The 17566-nt window shown below is 69.6% G+C and carries 16 protein-coding genes; 7 read left to right on the forward strand and 9 right to left on the reverse strand.

All coding sequences use genetic code 11. The features are described 5' to 3' along the window. Positions 1-13 precede the first annotated feature (13 nt). On the forward strand, positions 14-1108 hold the full coding sequence (locus Drose_RS25420; RefSeq protein ID WP_260723830.1) for a class I SAM-dependent methyltransferase: 1095 nt from the start codon (positions 14-16) through the stop codon (positions 1106-1108). A gap of 2 nt (positions 1109-1110) precedes the next feature. Then, positions 1111-1323, forward strand: coding sequence for a hypothetical protein (locus Drose_RS25425; protein ID WP_260723831.1), 213 nt, complete (start codon positions 1111-1113; stop codon positions 1321-1323). Positions 1324-1354: 31 nt separating this feature from the next. On the opposite strand, the gene Drose_RS25430 is transcribed toward Drose_RS25425, so the two are convergent. The 7 genes from Drose_RS25430 to Drose_RS25460 all read right to left on the reverse strand — a co-directional run bounded on the left by Drose_RS25430 (position 1355) and on the right by Drose_RS25460 (position 8831). Further along, positions 1355-2764, reverse strand: coding sequence for an aldehyde dehydrogenase family protein (locus tag Drose_RS25430; protein WP_260723832.1), 1410 nt, complete (start codon positions 2762-2764; stop codon positions 1355-1357). Between the two features lie 109 nt (positions 2765-2873). After that, positions 2874-3200, reverse strand: coding sequence for a hypothetical protein (locus Drose_RS25435; RefSeq protein WP_260723833.1), 327 nt, complete (start codon positions 3198-3200; stop codon positions 2874-2876). A gap of 1 nt (position 3201) precedes the next feature. Further along, positions 3202-4275, reverse strand: a complete 1074-nt coding sequence (locus Drose_RS25440) for a class I SAM-dependent methyltransferase (RefSeq protein WP_260723834.1) — start codon at positions 4273-4275, stop codon at positions 3202-3204. Between the two features lie 43 nt (positions 4276-4318). Beyond that, positions 4319-5755 (reverse strand): MmgE/PrpD family protein, encoded by a 1437-nt coding sequence (locus Drose_RS25445; protein WP_260723835.1) that lies wholly within the window; start codon positions 5753-5755, stop codon positions 4319-4321. Next, entirely contained in the window at positions 5752-6489 is a 738-nt protein-coding gene (locus Drose_RS25450; protein WP_260723836.1) for a cyclase family protein, read from the reverse strand. Before Drose_RS25450 ends, Drose_RS25445 begins: the two co-directional genes overlap by 4 nt. Before the next feature lie 336 nt (positions 6490-6825). Further along, positions 6826-8031 carry an FAD-dependent monooxygenase gene (locus Drose_RS25455; protein ID WP_260723837.1) on the reverse strand — a complete coding sequence of 402 codons (1206 nt, stop codon included), beginning with the start codon at positions 8029-8031 and terminating at the stop codon, positions 6826-6828. Beyond that, positions 8028-8831 carry a maleate cis-trans isomerase family protein gene (locus tag Drose_RS25460; RefSeq protein ID WP_260723838.1) on the reverse strand — a complete coding sequence of 268 codons (804 nt, stop codon included), beginning with the start codon at positions 8829-8831 and terminating at the stop codon, positions 8028-8030. Before Drose_RS25460 ends, Drose_RS25455 begins: the two co-directional genes overlap by 4 nt. 434 nt (positions 8832-9265) lie before the next feature. Between Drose_RS25460 and Drose_RS25465 the strand changes: the two genes are divergently transcribed. Then, positions 9266-9832, forward strand: a complete 567-nt coding sequence (locus Drose_RS25465; RefSeq protein ID WP_260723839.1) for a chloramphenicol phosphotransferase CPT family protein — start codon at positions 9266-9268, stop codon at positions 9830-9832. A gap of 414 nt (positions 9833-10246) precedes the next feature. Then, positions 10247-11314 carry a MerR family transcriptional regulator gene (locus Drose_RS25470; protein WP_260723840.1) on the forward strand — a complete coding sequence of 356 codons (1068 nt, stop codon included), beginning with the start codon at positions 10247-10249 and terminating at the stop codon, positions 11312-11314. A 459-nt stretch (positions 11315-11773) separates the two neighbouring features. Here the strand turns inward: Drose_RS25470 and Drose_RS25475 are convergent, their stop codons facing one another. Together Drose_RS25475 and Drose_RS25480 are read right to left on the reverse strand one after the other, a co-directional pair. Next, positions 11774-12376 (reverse strand): class I SAM-dependent methyltransferase, encoded by a 603-nt coding sequence (locus tag Drose_RS25475; protein WP_260723841.1) that lies wholly within the window; start codon positions 12374-12376, stop codon positions 11774-11776. 241 nt (positions 12377-12617) lie between these two features. Next, positions 12618-13838 (reverse strand): DUF418 domain-containing protein, encoded by a 1221-nt coding sequence (locus Drose_RS25480; RefSeq protein WP_260723842.1) that lies wholly within the window; start codon positions 13836-13838, stop codon positions 12618-12620. Positions 13839-14038: 200 nt separating this feature from the next. Between Drose_RS25480 and Drose_RS25485 the strand changes: the two genes are divergently transcribed. The 3 genes from Drose_RS25485 (at position 14039) to Drose_RS25495 (ending at position 17534) form a co-directional block, all read left to right on the forward strand. Next, positions 14039-14647, forward strand: coding sequence for a TetR/AcrR family transcriptional regulator (locus tag Drose_RS25485; protein ID WP_260723843.1), 609 nt, complete (start codon positions 14039-14041; stop codon positions 14645-14647). Further along, positions 14644-16062 carry an MMPL family transporter gene (locus Drose_RS25490; RefSeq protein WP_260723844.1) on the forward strand — a complete coding sequence of 473 codons (1419 nt, stop codon included), beginning with the start codon at positions 14644-14646 and terminating at the stop codon, positions 16060-16062. Before Drose_RS25485 ends, Drose_RS25490 begins: the two co-directional genes overlap by 4 nt. Positions 16063-16241: 179 nt before the next feature. Then, a complete protein-coding gene (locus tag Drose_RS25495; RefSeq protein ID WP_260723845.1) occupies positions 16242-17534 on the forward strand; it encodes an IS4 family transposase in 1293 nt (430 codons plus the stop codon). The last annotated feature ends 32 nt before the right edge of the window (positions 17535-17566 follow it).

Here is a 17566-nt window from a genome sequence, read left to right on the forward strand (position 1 = left end):
AGGACGCGACGACGTGACCGTAGTGACCCCACACCGCCCCACCACCACCGAACTCCTCGCGTGGCCGGAGTCGGAGCTACCGCGCATCCGCCACCTGCTGTCGCTGCGCAAGTACCTCACCGGCCCGCTGTATCGGGCCATCCGGACACAGTACGAGGCGGCGATCGACCGCGCCGACCCGCCGACCACGACGGCGGAGGCTGCCGAGGTAGCCGACCGGCTCCCCACTGTGAAGTACTGGGTCTGGCTGGACCGCCACATCCAGGACGAGACCTGGCGCATCGTCGAGCGACTGGTCGAGCCGCGCATCGAGCAACTGGTCGACGTGCTGACATCCCGCGAGGGCGACCTCGGGACGCTGGAGGAGCTACCGGCCGGCGCAGCTTTGCCGGCCTACTACGTCGACACCGATTTCCACCGGCAGACCCGCGGCATCTGGCCGGACGAACGGGCCGCCGCCGTCTACGCCATGGGCGCTCGCGTGATCCATGTCGGTCGCAACGACAACTTCGAGATGCACGACAGCTTTGCCGACTCCCTCCCGGTGGAGCGCCCCCAGCGGATCCTGGACCTGGCGTGCGGCTTCGGCAAGACCACGTTCTCGCTCAAGAAGAAGTGGCCGCAGGCGGAGGTCCACGGGCTGGACCTGTCCGCCCCCTGCCTGCGCCTGGCACGCAGGATGGCCACCGAGCGAGATCTCGAGATCCACTGGCGGCAAGGCGACACGGAGCACGCGCCGTACGAGGACAGCGGCTTCGACCTCGTGACGGTGACGATGGCCCTGCACGAGATGCCCATCGACTCGATCTACGGCACGCTGCGCGAGGCCCACCGGCTGCTGCGCCCGGGCGGCACCTTCTGCGCACTCGAGGCCCGGCTGCTCAACGATCCGCTGCGCGACCTGCTGGGCGCCTACCACAGTGACGTCATCGTCGAGCCGTTCATGAACGCCTTCCGCCAGTCCGACTTCCAACAGTTCGCATCGGCGGCCGGATTCAGCACGGAAGCGCCGCACTGGTACGGCCCGGGCACGGTCCCCGGTGCGGAGGACGACCCGACGACGTGGGCCAACGGATGGACCCTCCTCATCGCCCGAAAGGACGCCTGACCATGATGGACAATCTCCCCACTCGCCAGTTGCTGGGCGAGGCGGAAGCGGATCGCCTCAGCGGTGTGGTCCACGCCTTGCTGACCGAGCTCGCCGTGCTGTCGGAGCGGGTCGCGGCCCTCGAAGCGCGTCACGGCCAGGACGTCGCCTCCGGGGCGCAGCAGCGGATCGACGAGCTCACCGCCCGGACGCTGCACCCACTGCTGAGCGCGTGAGCCCGGGTGCCGATCCCGGCTGTCAGGCCGGCTACATCCGGTATCCGGGCGGCGGACCGGGCTCAAGGGACGTCCACACCGACTTGGTCCGCGTGTAGAGCTGCACCGCGTCCGGCCCGCCCTCACGCCCGTACCCGGACAGGCGCTGGCCGCCGAACGGCACCCGGTCCGACAGGATGCGATAGGTGTTGAGCCACACCGTGCCGACCTTGAGCTCGGCCGCCATCCGGTGCGCCCGCCCGAGGTCGTTGGTCCACACGCCGGCCGCCAGGCCGAAGTCGGTGGCATGGGCCAACGCCAGCGCCTCGGCCTCGTCGCGGAACCTCGTCACGGCCAGTACCGGCCCGAAGATCTCCTCCCGCATGATGGCCATCTCGGCCGTGACCTCGGTGAACACCGTCGGCGGCGCGTAGAAGCCACCCGAGAGCCGCTCATCCGTGGGCAGTGACGCGGAGGCGACCACACGGGCACCCTCCTGCCGGCCCTGCTCGATCAGGGCGAGGGTCTTGTCGCGCTGAGCGGCCGTGACCTGTGGACCGAGCTGGGTCGTCTCCTCGCGCGGGTCCCCGACACGCAGTGCCCGCACGCGCTCGGTGACCCGGCGCAGGAACTCGTCGTAGATGGCGTCGTGGAGCAGCAGCCGGGAGCCGGCGATACACATCTGGCCGGTCGCGGCGAAGACTCCGAGCAGCACCGCCTCCAGCGCGGCGTCCACATCGGCGTCGTCGAAGACGATCTGCGGCGACTTCCCTCCGAGTTCCATCGCGGTCGGGGTCAGGTTGTCAGCGGCCGACCGCGCGATCACCTTGCCTGTGGCGTCGGAGCCGGTGAACACGATGAGATTCGCCCGCGGATCCCCTACCAGCGCACGTCCGGTCTCGGCGCCGCCGGTGACCACCTGGGCCACGCCCTCCGGCACGCCCGCCTCGGCCAGCACCTCCGCCAACAGCAGCGCCGTCAACGGCGTCTCCTCGGCGGGCTTGAGCAGGCTGACGTTGCCGAAGGCCAGGGCAGGAGCGATCTTCTTGGCCGCGAAAACGTAGGGGACGTTCCACGGGATGATGCCGACGACCACGCCGTACGGCTCCCGTCGCGTATAGGTGTGGAAGGGTCCTGGCACGTCGATGGTGTCGCCGGTCACCTTGTCGGCGAACCCGCCGTAGTACTCGAAGCAGTCCGCGGCCCGCTCGGCCTCGCGCCGAGTGTCCTTGAACAGCTTGCCGGTGTTGAGCGTCTCCAGGTGGGCGAATTCCTCGTGCCGCTCACGCAGCATCGCGGCCACCTTCAGCAGCAACCGCCCCCGCTGGTCCGCCGGAACCCGGCGCCACTGGTCGCTGACGTTCGCCGCCTTCTGGTAGGCCTCATCCACCTGGGCCGAGCCCATGGCGGCGACGTGGTCCACCACCTCGCCTGTGATCGGCGAAAATACCGCACTCGTCACCGGTCTGCTCCTTCGCCGGGCTTCGTTCGTCCACCAGACACCCGCGTCAACGCCGAGCCAGGCGACGAACAGCGGGAGATGGAGGCGTTGTCCAGACTGTTCGCGCCGCTCATGGCAGCGGCGCGGACAGGGCCGCGAACCATTCGGGGCGCAGCGGAGCCGCGGCGGAACCCGTCTCGGTGATGACGCGCAGCCATCGGCCGAGCAGCTCGTCGCGCGTCCGATGCAGCTCGGCCCGCTGGGTCTCGTCGGGCTGGAAACCGTCGACGGCGCCGGCGTCGAGCACCCCGTGCGACACCAGCAGCATCTCCAGGACCCGCTGCCGCTGGTTGGCGGCGTTGAGCTCCACGGTCAGTTGCAGGATCAGGTCGAGCAGCCGTTCCACCTGGGGATCGGCGAAGTACACTCCTGCCGCCTTGTCGTCGTCAGCACCCATCTCATCCTGCCTTCTCAGCACACAGCACGGTCCACGGGAAATGCCACTCGTTACGGGGTTCGTAGCCGTCCGGCAAGAGGCCCTTCGCGCGTTCGTCGAACCGCACCCAGCGCGCGCCGACCAACCCGTGCTCGGCGCAGGCGCTGAGCACGTCCGTGGCGAACAGGTCACGGAAGTAGGGCTCGTTGTTGCGCTCGGCGTGTTCGTACACGGTCACGTCGCGGAAGGGCTCGCCGGTGGGCCAGAACTCGAGGAACCGCAGGGATCCGCCGGGCCGCAGCAGCCGAGCGGCCTCGGCGATGGCGCGCACGATGACGTCGCTGGGCAGCTCGTGCAGCACCATCGTGCCGGTCACCAGGTCCATGCTGCCGGACTCGAGCCCGGTGTCCGCGCCGTCACGCTGCAGGAAGCGGATCTTCTTGCCGAGCCGCTCCGCCTCCAGGTGCGCCAGCCGCAGCACCGGAGCGGACAGATCAACCCCGATCACCTCGGCCCCGGGGTACCGGTCGACGAGCGGCCGGGTGCTCTTGCCGAACCCACAGCCGATGTCGACGACCCGCTCGGCCGTGTCGGGCAGTGCCGTTTCGACGAACAGCCGATGGAAGCGGTAATCGTCGTTGTCCCGGAGCATGACGATCCTCGCGCCGAGCTCGTAGACATACGCCGACAGATCGTCCCCCCACACCCCACCGGGCTGCAGGTGGATGTCCACGCCGGTGTACCAGTCCGGCAGTTCCAGGCCGGGATGGAGCACCAACTCGCCGGTCGGCTCAGCCGGGGGCTCGGCGAAGAGCGCGCGCAGCTTCTGCTCCCGCCGCAACGCGGCGTCCCCGGCCGTCCGCCACAGGATCTTCTGCTGGGCCCGCTCCATCCAGGAGAACCACGGGTAGAGCGGCAGCGTGTGCACGATCCGCGTCGCCTCTTCGAGCGACTCGCCACTCGCGCCGCCGGCAGCCCGCACGTACTGCTCGCGCAGCGCGGGGTAGACCGTGTCCGCCCAGCGCTGGCGCAGGGCGAGGACGAAGTCAAGCTGCGATCGTTCGTCAAGGGCCAATACGGCTTCGTCGATCGACACGACAACCTCTCCTCTCAGCGTCGCCCGGTGGCTGGGCGCGGTCTCATGGGGTGAGTGCAAACATGGACATCAGGTCCGCAACCGTCCGGCCGGTCGCGGTGCCCAGCGCCAACGCGGCCTCCTCCGCTGCGTCCACCGACGCCCGCGGCAGAACGCGGCCCACGTTGCTCCGGAACTTGCGGGCCAGCTCCGCATCGGTCAGCGGGCGCTTGGACCCGCCCCGGTTGGCCAGCACCTTCTCGACCAGCTCGCGCCCGTCTGTGGTACGCAACGTGAGGATGGCCGGGAACTGGTGCGGATAGATCGCATCGCACTCCGGGTCGCCGCCGACAGTGATCTTCGCCATCAACTCGCGCCGGAACGGGTCTCGCGCGAGTTCGTCGGTGTAGTCCTCCAGCCCTACCGCGAGGCCGCCGCCGCCGATCAGGCCCGCCGCCACGGCATACGGGCCGCTGAACTGCGCCTGGTAGCCGGTCTCCGGTCGCTGCTTGACCTCGAGCGGCTCACCGATGGTGCGGACCGTGGGCGTGGCCACGGCGAGATGCGCCGAGGCGATGTCCTGCGGTCGGATGCCCTTCTCCCGCAGCGCGGCGGCCGCGTCCACGGCCGTGTGGGTGAAATGGTTGGCCGGGTACGGCTTGAAGAAGATCAGCGGCACTTCCCAGCGCTCGCCGAGCCCGTCGGAGATCTCCGACGCGTTGAAACGCCCGTGCAGGAACGCCTGGTAGAAGCCGAAGCGCCCCTCCAACGCGGTCGGCGGTCCGGTGAGCCCGCGGTGCGCCAGGTCGGCCGCGACCACCCCGGAGTGGGCCGCCCAGCCGCAGTGCAACCGCTTGACCGTACCCCCGGTGCGGTTGGCCTCGATCACGCCACTTGCCATGGAGACGGCGATCCCCATGGCGTCGGCCACCGTCTTGGCGTCAGCGCCCGGCAACAGCAGCGCGGCCGCCGCCGCGCTGCCGACGGCGCCGCAGATCGAGGTGGCGTGCTGACCGTGCTCGAAGAACGTCGAGTTGTTGGAGTCCCGGTCGTAGCCGGCCATTCCCGTTCGTACGCAGATCTCCAGACCGGCGGCGATCGCCCCGACGACCTGTTCGCCGGCGGCTCCCGTGCGCTCGGCCATGGCGAGTGCGGCCGGCACCACGCTGGCCGAGGGGTGCAGGATGGACGGTAGGTGGGTGTCGTCGTAGTCGAGGCTGTGGGCGAGCACGCCGTTACCGAACGCGGCCCACGCGGCGCTGACCCGGCCGACCCCGATCGCGTGGGCCTGCGGCTGTCCACCCTGGTCGGCGACGAAGGCGAGGGCGGCTCGGCTCGTGTCGAGGTCGGTCGCCGCCACGCACAGCCCGAGCACATCGAGCAGGCGCCGCCGCACCGAGGTGGCCACCTCCACCGGCACGGTGTTCCGCGCGGCGACCGCGAACTGCGCCAGTTGCTGGACCAACGTCAGCCCGTTCGTGGACGGGAATCCACCGGTCATGCGCCCACCACCGCGAGCGGGCGGACCGGGGAACCCGTGGCACCGACGAAATGCAACGGCGACAGGATGAAGACGAACTCGCGGATCCCGGACGCGGCGAGTTCCTCCAGGCTCAACGTCTCGATGATGTTGATGCCGTGCTCGACCAGCAGGATCCGGTGCGCGGGCAGACGCGCGTGCCCGGCGTTCGCGGGCAGGTGCTCGAAGGCGATGGTGTCGGCGCCTACGGCCCGCACCCCACGTGCGGCAAGCCACTGCGCGCCCGCCGTGCCGACTCCGGGCACACCCGATTCGCCGCCGATGTAGGCCTCACGGTCATCCCAGCGCTGGCCCCATCCGCTGCGGATGAGGACCACGTCGCCCGCGGCCACCGGCGTCCGTTGCGTCCCAACGGCCTTTTCCAGGTCGGCGACGCTGATCTCGTACGCCGGCGGGCATGCCTCGATGCCGAGCGCCGCGGGCACGTCGAGCAGGACCCCTCGGCACACCATCGGCGCGACATCCTGGATGCCGCCGGTCATGAACCGTCCGCCCACCTGCTCGGTGACCGCGTCGAGCCCGCCGTGCAGCTTGCCGTCCTGCGAGACGTGGGCGAGCGCGTCGATGTGGGTGCCGACGTGGGTGCCGAGGACGATCAGGTCGTTGGCGGCCGAACCGCCGTCGGTCCGCACCGTGTCACCGTGGCGGCGGGACAGGCTGTGTGTGTACGCCGGGTGGTTCGGGGACTGCGGCATCCCCTTCTCGTAAGGCCGGCCCAGATCGAATATCCGAACGCCTCGCTGCACGACGTCCAGCAGGGTCGGACCGGACTGTACATCGGAATCCAGCAAAGCCTCAGTCACGTCCCAGCCCTCTGTCATGTCACTCGTCCCGGGCGTTCCACCCTCGGTGCCCGCCTTCCGCTGCGTCCCACCTTAGCGAGTTGTTCCTGATAGTGGAACCCGGTTCCACGACTGACCTGAGCGGACATCCGCGCTCAGCCGGACGTACGACGCGGCTTCCATCCCGGCGCCGCGTCCAGAGGTCATCGGCCATGCCGCGTCGTGCCGCGCAGTCCCCGATCGCGGACCTCAGTGCTCTACGCCGATCATGCTCGCACCCACGAGATAGCTCCTCGCCGCCTCCGGCGAGGCGGCCAGCGCGGCGAGCTGTTCCAGGCGCGCACCCCGCTGCTCCAGATCCAGCGCGTCGACACTCTGCCGGTTCGCCGTCGTGGCCGGCTGCACGACCCGCGTCGCCACGTCGCGTCGCCGCTCGGCGTACACGCTCGCCCCGACGTCCGGGGCGTCGGAGGCAAGGGCGACGGCGAGCGCCCGCGCGTCGTGGATACCGGAGTTGAGCCCCATGCCGCCGGTGGTGCTGCTCAGGTGGGCGGCATCGCCCGCGAGCAGCACCCGGCCGACGCGGAAAGCGTCGGCGACCCGCTGGTGGCTCCGGTAGAGCTGATGCTGCGTCAGTTCGATCTCCGCGGCCGGCACCGCGCCCTTGAGCAGCAACTCGACATCCGCCACAAACTCAGGGTGGGGCTGCTGGATCCGCTCGTCGTGCTCCTCGGCACGGGTACGGGTCGACAGCGCCGTCCGCCACGTGTCCGGCGTCCTGATCAGCGAGAAGCGACCGTGCGGCCCGGACCAGTAGCACACCGGCCCCAGCCCCGCGACGTGGCGCTCGAACGGGAACGGCGTAGCGGCCACCAGGCTCATGAAGTCGTAGGTGAACCCGGGGAAGCCGACGGCAAGCAATCGGCGCACCGCGCTGTGCGCCCCGTCGGCACCGACCAACCACGCGCTGCGAACGACCCGGCGGCCCTGAGCGGTGTCGACGTCCAGCTCGACCCGGTCGCGGTCCTGCCGCAACCCGACGACCGCGCTGTCGAACGACACGTCGACACGCGCCTCCTCCGCCAACGCGTCACGTAGCTGGCGGACCAGCTTGTATTGCTCGTACTGCAGCCGATACGGGTGCGCGGTGAGTCCCTCCAGCAGCGAGTAGTCGAACGTAGCGGCGGTCTCCAGCTCCAGGTCGCGGAACGTCAGCTCGTGCACCCGCACGGCCTCCCTGAGCACCGGCCCGGCCAGGCCCAGTTCGTCGAGCATGTCCACGGTCGGCGGATGGACCGTGGACCCGCGCCACTCCGAGCGGACCTCGTCGGGGCCCTGTTCGACGAGGGTGACCTCGATGCCGCGCCGGGCCAGTGCCAGCGCGGCGAACATGCCGACCGGGCCGGCGCCGACGACGGCAACCGCGGCGTCGAGACCGCCGTTGATACTGCTCACTGGTCGGCCCCTCCACTGCTTGCGCGGTGCGCCGGCGACGCGGCGGATCGGATGATTCGGTTCAAGTGGCGCAGCGCCGTACTGCCGGAGCCCTCCGCCAGGTCCAGCGCGCCCAACTCGTCCAGGACGCTCCAGGCGCCGGCGAGGTTCGAGGAGACGATCGGCACCGGGGAGCCGGACGCGCGCCGGTCGAGCGCCTCCAGGCTGGGGGCACCGGTGCCGGTCACAACAACGGCGTGACCCGACGCCACGGCGAGTTCGTCGTCCGCGAGCACCGAGTCGACCACGGCGAGGACCTCGTCGGGCGTGAGATCGTAGATCTTCCCCGAGCCCGATATGGGCACCACGTTCGTGACCGCTATGCCGGCCGCGGACCAGAACGCGGCCGCCTGGTCGGTGAGCCATCGGGGGTACGGCGAGACGAGCGTCAGCGACCGGGTGTTGAGCTTGCCCAGCACCCGGGTGACCGCTCCCGCCGCGGTGACGGCCGGGGAGTCCGTTGCCTCTCGGACGGCGCGAGCGAGCCGCCGGTCGCCGTCGACGCCGAGGCCGTATGAGCAGCCGGTACAGGCGAGCACCACCGCGGCCGGCCGCTGCGACCGTAGCGCGGCCGACGGCTCGGCGAGCCGATCGGCGTATCCGGTCAAGCGCTCCTGTAGCGATCCCTCGATGACGGGCAGGGCGGCGATCCGAAGATCCAGACCGGACAGCAGGCGGCGGTACTCCCCGGGTGCCGCCGGGTTCGCCGGCGGCACCAGCAGCCCGATCGACAGGGTCGTCGCACGACCCCGCACTGTCATGGTCGGCTGATCCGCGGCTGGTCGGGCCGGATCTCAGCCAGAACCTCGCCGGTGTCCGCGCCGAAGCCCCGACCGGCGGAGCGGATGACGACCCGCTTGTTGCGAGCGATCGTTATCCCCGATATTGTTCCGGATAGCGGAATCATGTTTCCATCTTACCGTACCTCCACCGGCCTGGCACGGCCTCGCCCCCGCGCCGCGAGCATCAGCACCCCGGGACCGAGCGGCACCCGAGACGATCACCGTTCCCATGGCGTTCGGGGACGTACCCGACGAGCGTCCTTTGTGGATAGCCGGCTGGCGGAATCATCCCGCGTTGCCGGGTTCTCCCGGTGTGGCGCGGCAGTCGGTGGTGCGGGCCTCCCAGTGACGAGGGGTCCACCCCGATGACGTTCCCGCGGCAGCCGACGGACGAGAGTTGCTAGGGTCTTCCCGTGGAGGTGGAGCGAAGAGGCCGGGTCATCCTGCTCAACGGCGCTTCGAGCTCAGGCAAGAGCAGCATCGGTCGGGCGCTCCTTCCGCTTCTTCCTGACCCGTGGTTCCTCGTTCCCGTTGATGCGATCGGCGCCATGCGCTCTACCGTTCACACTCGGGTGCTCGACGACAGGGACATCAGCGAGATACTCAGACGGACCCGTCTCGGCTATCACCGAGCCGTGGCGGCGCTCGCCTCCGCGGGCAACGACGTCATCATGGACTACCCGCTCAGCGAGCAGTGGCGTGTGGAAGACCTGCTCGAGACGCTTCAGGGGTACGACGTGACACTTGTCGAGGTTCGCTGCTCCCAGGATGAACTCGACCGGCGTGAGCGCGTTCGCGGAGATCGTCCGGTCGGGCTGGCACGTTCGCAGACCATGGTCTACGCACACGGCGAGTTCGATATCGCCGTGGACACCACAACCGCCGGGCCGAACGAGTGCGCGGCGACGATCGTGAACGCACTCGGCACGGTTCCGCTACCGAAGGCGTTCGATCGACTTCGCCATCGTCGTCACATCTGACGCCGCCCTTGCGGGGTTCCGAAACCCCGTCATCGTGGTTGACCTGGACAGACGCAGCGCTCGGGGGCAGCAAGCCGTCCGCGCGCGGATGCCCGTCCGCACCGAGACCGGTGAAGGAAACCGGCTCACGAAGGAACACCTCGTGCCAGAGCAGGCCAAGCTCCGCGCCCTCACCAGGTGCGGTTCGCCCGAGCAGGCCGGCGAGCTCGGCCGCCACGCTGCCGTCGATCCTGCCGATCAGGGTGAGCCGCCGCGGACGCCACTCGCGCTCGATCTGGTCCAGAGCGAGCACCGATCGCACCTGCGCACAGACCCGCTACCGGGCAGGTCCTGCCCGGCGCTTGACCTTGCCCCTTGGGGAAGCCCCATCGTGATCCGTGCCGGCCGCCAGACCGGCACGAGGAGGATGACACTGTGGAGCTGCTGACGATCGGCGCGTTCGCCCGAGCGGCGCGGCTGACACCCAAGGCGCTGCGCCTGTACGACGAGGTCGGGCTGTTGACGCCCGCCGCGGTCGATCCCGAGTCCGGATACCGGTTCTACGCCCCGGCGCAACTGGCTCACGCCCGGCTGATCGCCAAGCTGCGCAGCATCGGTATGCCGCTGGCCGACATCCGTACCGTGTGCGGCCTGGAGCCTGACGCGGCGGCCAAGGCGGTCACCGCCTACTGGCAGCAGGTCACCGCCGACACCGCGACCCGCGCGCAGCACGTCGCCCGCCTCGTCGAGCACCTGTCCAGGAAGGGCGTCACCATGTCCGACCCCAATCCCACCCTGACCGTCCGCTACGCCGTGCGCTGCGATCCCGGCCACGGACGCGACAGCAACGAGGACGTCGCCTACGCCAGCGACCGACTGCTGGCCGTCGCCGACGGCACCCGCGGGGCTGGCGCCGCCGCCAGCACGGCGGCGGTCAACGCTCTCAAGCCGCTCGAACTGGCCGACAAGCCGGCCGTTGAACTGCTCGCCATGCTGGCCGCGACCGTCAACGACGTCGATCGTGCGGTGCGCGACACCGGTACCGACGACAACCAGCCGGCCACCACCTTGACCGCGATGCTGCGTCGCGGCTCGCAACTGGCCCTGGTGCACGTCGGCGACACCCGCGTCTACCTGCTGCGCGGCGGTGAACTCTCGCAGCTCACCCAGGACCACACCTGGGTACAGAGCCAGGTCGAGCACGGCAAGCTCAGCCCGGATCAGGCCGCCGCCCACCCGCAGCGCGCTCTGCTCACCCGAGCGCTCGGCGGCGGCAGCCAGCCCATCGAAGCCGACCTCGCACTGCGTACCGCCCTGGCCGGTGACCGCTACCTGTTGTGCTCCGATGGCCTGTCCGCTGTCGTCAGCCGCCGTGACCTGCACACCGCCCTCGCCGAGACCGGTGAGCCCGAACCAACAGCGCAACGGCTGATCGACCTCGCCTACGCCGCGGGCGCACCGGACAACATCGCCTGCGTCGTCGCCGACATCAGCACCGCGTAGCGGCGGCACCGTCACCACGGCAGGACATCGCAGCACGGCCCGCCCAGCGTCGACGGCGAAGTCAGGCACCCCTCCGGCCGGTGCGATCGAAACGCCGATGGTCGCGTCGACCAAGCGGCCAGCCCGCCGTCGGCACGAGCCCGCACGTTCGACATCGGCCGGTCGGGGCCTCCGACCATCTCGCAGCCCGGACGTACTGAGCCTGCGCCTTGGCGCCCATCTTGCTGTTGATCGCTCAAGACCGCGAAGCTCGGCCCAACGACCTCCCGGCGACCCGGACAAGGCCGATAGTTCGGGCGCGGCTCGGAGGTGTCGCCGCCGCGGTGCGCCGGCCGGCGCAATCCGCCGCCATGCCGGGCGACTCCATGATCATGGGAAAGATGTGGCTATCGGGGCAGCCGGATCTTTCCCATGATCATGAGGTACCGAGCTCAAGCACCGTCAAGCGCATGCCGACCGTTAGGCATGGTCGCCCATCGGAGCGCGCGCGATCAGCCGGTCGATCGAGTGCACATGACGGACCGTGCCGCCGCAGTGCTCGTCCCGATAGTCGTAGCTGCGGAACTTGACCTGGTCCCAGCCCGGAAACGCGTGCAGCAGCTCGGTGCTGCCCTCCGCCGGTTCCGGCATCAGCGGTGCCAGGTCGTCGGGTATCGGCCTGCGGCTGTTGAAGGCGACTATCGAGACCAAGCCGCCCGGCTCGACCCACGAGGCGATCCGGCGATAGGCCCGCAGCCGTTCGCGCCTGGCCAGAAAGTGCAGGACGCCGTGACAGATCACGAGCCCGAACCGGCGGCCCGGAGCGAAGGAGCGCACATCGGCGACCTTCACGCGGATCCTGTCCGGCTCCAGATCGGCGAAGCGTTGCTCGGTCGCTCGTGCCGCCTCGGGGTCGGCATCGACGGCGTGGAGCGTGCACTGCTGCCCGACGAAGGGAACCAGGTTGCGGCCGGTGCCGCAGCCGACGTCGAGCACGGACGAGAACGTCGAGGCGGCGGCGAGTTCCTTGACGTCCTCGCTCGGGTCACCGTCCGGTGAGGGATTCCAGAACGTTCCGCCCACCGCGGCCCCCTGTCCACCCGTCACCAAGCTCCAACGCTCGTGGTGAAGCAACCCTACCCGCCGGCTCGGGCCCCTCGGTGCCGCACAACTCGGCCAGGTCCCCGCGATCTCGCCATGCGCCAGGCCCTGGCCGGTATCTCTCCCGAGTGGAGAGCATGTCGATCTTGTGGCTTCGGAGCTCGATGGGTTGACCCGGCTATGGCGGCCTCGCGAAGCCTCTGGCGATCGTGCGCCGGACGCCTCATTCTTTGATCACGACGGGCGGGTCACGGCGCAGTCTGGGCAGTGCCAGGGTCGTCCACGACCGCAGGACCCATTCCAGGGGTCCGTACTGGAACCGCCGCATCCACCATCGGCTGAGGCCGACTTGGGCCGCGTAGATCAACAGCGCGACAGCCAGCAGTGACGCGGGTCCGAGACGGCCGGCGAGACCGAACCCGATACCGGTGAAGAGCAGGACGTTGGCTACGGACTGGCCGAGATAGTTGGAGAGTGACATTCGTCCCGCCGGGGCGAGCAGGGCGGCGAGTCGACTCCCGCGCGAAGTGTGCAGCGCGTGTACGACGGTGCTGGCATAGGCGGCCGCGAGCAACGGCGCCGTGACTACATCGACTGCGAAGGCGAACGCCTCAGCCGCCGCGCCGGGGTGTGTCACCGAGGCCCACGCGTATACCAATGCTCCGGTCGCTCCGATCGGGTATCCGATGGTCCGCAGCTTGCGGGACCATTGCTGTACGCGGCCGGGGTTGTCGAAGATCCGGCGGGTACCGGCCGCGAATCCGACCAGGAACGCAGCGAGAGCCACCGGCGCTTGACCAAATACGATTGCGGTCACGGCGATTGGAAGCTGGGCGAGGTGCGTGGCAATCACCGACCCGACCCCGCCTCTGAGATCGTGCAGGGCCCGTTCCGCTTCGGGCTGGGCATACACGTCGGATCCGTCATATCCCGTCGCGGCCAGGACAACACCGAGGCAGGCGAACGCGGCGGCGGACAGGACGGTGACGACGAGTGCGAGGTTCAGTGCGCGTTGCGATGTGATCCTGCGCAGGGCCAGCAGGACCAGGCCGAGCAGGGCATACAGGGTGAGAATGTCACCGGGGAACAGCAGGACGGCGTGGAGTGTCCCGAGCACGAAGAGTCCGCTCAGCCGACGTAGAAAACGCGGCGCGAAGGAGGCTCCGACCCGTTCGGCACTGCGGAGTTGCAGCGTGAAACTGTACCCGAAGAGGAACGAGAACAGCAGGTAGAACTTGGTCTCGAACCCGGCGACGACCAGCCAGCGGACGGCGTGGTCCAGCGGGTCTGCGGCCGTCGGATCGGGTGCGCCTCGGAAATGGTGCGGCGAGGCGATGTAGCTGATGTTCACCACGAGGATGCCCAGCAGGGCGAAACCACGCAACGCATCGATGTCGGTGATCCGCCGGTTGATCGAATGGTCGACGCCGACCGTGCCGTTCACGGAGCTCTCCAATCATGGTCATGTACGTGCGCCCGGGGCATCCGGAATCTATCAGATCTCATACGACCGTTTCAATTTCGATAGTTTCGGATCGACGCAGGGGCCACGGTGCCCAGGTCGCAGGTCGGCTAGGGGGTGCCATGCCCTCGATGTTTCGCCAGCATCTTGATCCCCGGTTACATACGTGTGAGCATGTATGTATGAGACGAACAGCGGAGGCCGCTGCGGCTACCCGTGCTGCCCTTTTGGACGCTGTGCTCGTCGTCGTGGCCCGTCAGGGCTACACGGCGACGCGACTGGAGGATGTCGCGGCGCAGGCGCTAGTGACCCGCGGCGCCCTGTATCACCACTTCCGCAGCAAGGCCGAACTCTTCGCTGCGGCTGTCGCCGCGCGCTGGGGCGAGCTGGCCGGGGAGATTTTTGGGCTCCTTGACGGCCCGCAGGCCCCGTTGGATCGTCTTGAGCGTTTCGTGGCCGGCTACGTGGAACGAGTGTCGACGGATGCCCGTTTCCGTGAGCTGCTCGAGGTCGTGGTCCTCAGGACCGAGGCGGACCTGGACCTGGAGCCCGGCCTGGTCGACAAGCAGCAGGCCGTCGGTGCCTGGCTTGAGGCGCTGGTCCCCGTGCTCGACGATGCCTACGCCGCGCACGCCCTGCGGCCCGGGCTGGAGGCGAGGGCCGCCGCGGCGGATGTCGTCATCGTGCTCAACGGCGTCACCGTGACCGCCGCCCTGGCCGGAGCGGAGGACACCGGGTTGATGGACGCCGCCCGCATCGCCCGCACCGTCGTCGGCGGTCTCGCCCGATGATCGGCCGCGCCCTCGCCGCCCTCGGCGCCGGCGCCGCCCGCCACCCCTGGCGTGTCGTCGGCGCCTGGCTCGTCCTCCTCGTGGCGGCCGTGGCACTTCAGCCGTCATTCGAGACTCGGCAGACCGCGATCACATACACCGTTGACGACAGCGAGTCCGCCCGGGTGGAGCAGTTGCTCCGGACCGAGTTCCCCGACCTGGGCACCGAGCGGGACCTTGTCGTCCTTTCCTCTCCGGCGGCGCCGCTGAGCGACCCCGGCATGCAACAGAGCGTCAATCGCGTCCTGGACCGCCTGCGGCAGGACCCGGACGTCGTCCGCGTCGTTGCCCCCTCGGGCGTGCAGGGAACGCAGCTCGTCTCCCGCGACCAACACACCGCTGTCGCCATCGTCGCGCTGCGAGGCAGCCGGGCCGAGCTGCAAAGCCGGGCACCGCACCTGCAGCGAGTACTCGACGGGGCAAGCGGCGCGTCACTGCGCGCCTACCTCGTCGGCTACGCGCCGATCGCCGCGCAGGTGGTCGACGCCGAGACGGCGAGCGCCGCACGGGCCGAACGCATCGGTCTGCCGATAGCGTTACTCGTCCTGCTGCTCGCGCTCGGCACGGTCGTAGCCGCGGTGCTGCCGATCACGATGGGGGGCTTGGGCGTCCTGCTGGCCTTCGGCGTGCTCGGCGGGGTGAGCCTGGTGACGCCCCTCAACGGCATTCTCTCGGCGGTCGTGCCGATGATCGGGCTCGGGGTCGGCATCGACTACGCCATGTTCGTCGTGACACGGTTCCGCGAGGAGTTGGCGCGGCGCAGAGCATCGCGGGGGTACGGTCCCGACGACCGGACCAGCCGTGAGGATGTGATCGAGGTGGTCGGGGTCGCCCTGCGGCAGGCCGGCTCGACCGTGTTCTTCTCCGGGGTCGTCGTCCTGTTGTGCGTGCTGACCCTGACCGTCGTCGAGGCCCAGACGTTCCGGCACCTCGCGGTCGGCATGTCGCTCGCCGTCGCCACCGCGATGCTCACCGCGCTGACCCTGCTGCCCGCCGTGCTGGCGCTGCTCGGCGGGCGGATCGAGCGGTGGGCACTGCCCTGGCGGGGTCGTGTGACGACCAGTGCAGAACGGCCCGACGCCTGGCTCGCGCGCTGGGCACGGACGGTCATGCGACGCCCGGTCGTCGCCGCGGCGCTCGCCGTCACGGCACTCGTCCTGGCCGGGACACCCGTGGCGCACCTGAGGCTGGGCATCGACCTCGGCATGAGCGGGTTGGGTGACTCACCGGCCGGCCGTGGTCGGCAGATCCTCGCCGAGCAGTTCAGCGCGAGCGCCGTCATGCCCCTCGACATCGTCTACACGCACCCGTTGCGGCGGCTCGACGACACCGACGCCCAGGCCATCGCCACGCTAGTGCCAATGCCGGGTAGTTAAGCCCAGCGGTGGCTGGTCAAGTGGTGTGTTGGTGTGGATGTGGGCAGCGGGACTCCGGTAGAGAGGTACGTCCGCCAAGACATGCCTTGCTGCCGGGAGTCCCGCTGTTGGTTCAGTCTGTCATTACGCGTGTGGTGCGGGTCGCGGCAGGTCCGTTCGCGCCGGGTCATCTGGGTGAGTTGACCCAGCAGGTGCCGTTCGAGATGGTCGATGCCGTACTTGCTCAGACCCGCTGCATGCAGCGGCGGGTGCGGGATCTGCCGTCGCGGGTGGTGGTGTATCTGCTGCTGGCGGGTTGTTTGTTCGCCGAGTTGGGGTATCGGCAGGTGTGGCAGCGTCTGGTCGCCGGTCTGGACGGGCTGCCGGTCGCGTACCCGAGCGAGGCCGCGTTGACCAAGGCCCGCCGGCGGGTCGGCCCGCAACCGTTGCGGGCGTTGTTCGACCTGCTGCGCGGCCCGGCGGCGGCGATGGCGGGGCCGGTGCGCTGGCGGGGGCTGCTGGTCTGCGCGATCGACGGGACCATGTTGTTCGCGGCGGACAGCGCGGCGAACCTGACCCGGTTCAGCAAGCAGCGCGGCGGGCGCACCGGCGGGTCGGGTTATCCGATGCTGCGGCTGGTGACGGTGATGGCGTGTGGCACCCGGTCGGTGATGGACGCGGTGTTCGGGGCGATCACCTGCGGCGAGACCACCTATGCCAGGGATCTGTTGGCCCGGCTGCCCGCCGGGGTGCTGCTGCTGGCCGACCGTAACTTCGCCGCCGGGCATCTGCTCAAGATCGTGACCGGCCGGCAGGCGCATCTGCTGGTGCGGGCCAAGACCGGCCGCGGCGGCCCGAAACTGTCGATGCTGCACCGTTTCCGGGACGGCTCCTACCGATCGGTGTTCGGCGGCCAGCCGGTACGGGTCATCGACGCCGAGATCAGCATCGCGACCAAGGCCGGCACGGTCACCGGTGTCTACCGGCTGATCACCACCCTGCTGGACCCGCAGGCCCATCCGGCCACCGCGATGCTGCGGCTCTACCACGAACGGTGGGAGATCGAGACCGCCTACCTGGAGATCAAGTCCAGCATCCTCGGCGGCCGGGTCCTGCGGGCCCGGACCCCGGCCGGCGTCGACCAGGAGATCCACGCCTTGCTGGTCACCTACCAGATCCTGCGCACCGCCATGACCGACGCCACCAACAGCGACACCGCAGTGGACCCTGACCGGGCCAGCTTCACCATCGCCCTGCACGCTGCCCGTGACCAGATCGTGCACGCCGCCGGGGTGATCGCCGACACCGTCATCGACCTGGTCGGCAACATCGGCCGCCTCGTCCTGAACGATCTCCTGCCCGAGCGACGGCTCCGCGTCAACGCCCGCACCGTCAAACGAGCAATCTCCAAATACAACGCCCGCGGCCCGAACATCGACCGACGCACCTACCAAGCCACCATCAGCCTCACGATCCTCGCCGAACCCCCTTGACGACCAGCCCCGACCCTTAACTACCCGGCATT

The organism is Dactylosporangium roseum (genome assembly GCF_025264685.1).
GTDB lineage: Bacteria > Actinomycetota > Actinomycetes > Mycobacteriales > Micromonosporaceae > Dactylosporangium > Dactylosporangium roseum.